The 656-nt window shown below is 52.6% G+C and carries 1 pseudogene; it reads left to right on the top strand.

Features of this window, described 5'->3' with window-relative positions:
• Positions 1-97 precede the first annotated feature (97 nt).
• Positions 98-490 (top strand): annotated as a pseudogene (locus CFR80_RS18660) (integrase core domain-containing protein); the annotation flags it as partial.
• Positions 491-656 lie beyond the last annotated feature (166 nt).

Below are 656 nucleotides of genomic sequence, written 5' to 3'. Positions count from 1 at the left end.
CCGATCATGGTAATTTTCATCCGGGCGGTCTCCTCTGAATGGTCATTCCGACCCCAGCATGGCACATTGATGCCGCATGGAGGCCGTCCACCCCATCTTCAATCGTGAAGGACTGGCGATTGAGGTTGATTTTTCCCTGCCAGCCTGTCGGGTTGTCCGCTATCTGGAACAGGTTATGGAGTGGCGTGGCAGACCAGAAGCCATCCGAATGGATAATGGCCCTGAATATGTCAGTCATACGTTGGTTTCATGGGCCGAAAAACAGGGGATTACCCTGATCTATACGCAACCGGGTAATCCGCAGCAGAACGCCTATATTGAACGCTACAACAGAACTGTCCGGCAGGAATGGCTGGAGCAGTATTTGTTTGAAAGCATTCAGGACGTGCAGGAGGTCGCAACACAATGGCTCTGGACATATAACCATGACAGACCCAACATGGGGAACAGCGGGCTAACCCCCGCCCAGAAACTAAAAACAGCTGCCTGAATTCTCATTCAATGCCCCACTAAAAATGGGGGGATTACCTACCCACAACACGCTCTTTTACGAGGCTTGACGATATGACTGAGCATTTAACAAAACGCTGGCAGACCCTGCCTGCCACCCCGGCCCCTCTGGCCTCCTTTAAAGGACAGCACGCCCCCATTAACGG

It is taken from the genome of Komagataeibacter oboediens (genome assembly GCF_003207815.1).
In the GTDB taxonomy this organism is placed as follows: Bacteria; Pseudomonadota; Alphaproteobacteria; order Acetobacterales; family Acetobacteraceae; genus Komagataeibacter; species Komagataeibacter oboediens.
The sequence above is the reverse complement of the archived record's forward strand: the minus strand, read 5'-3'. Positions and strand labels throughout refer to the sequence as shown.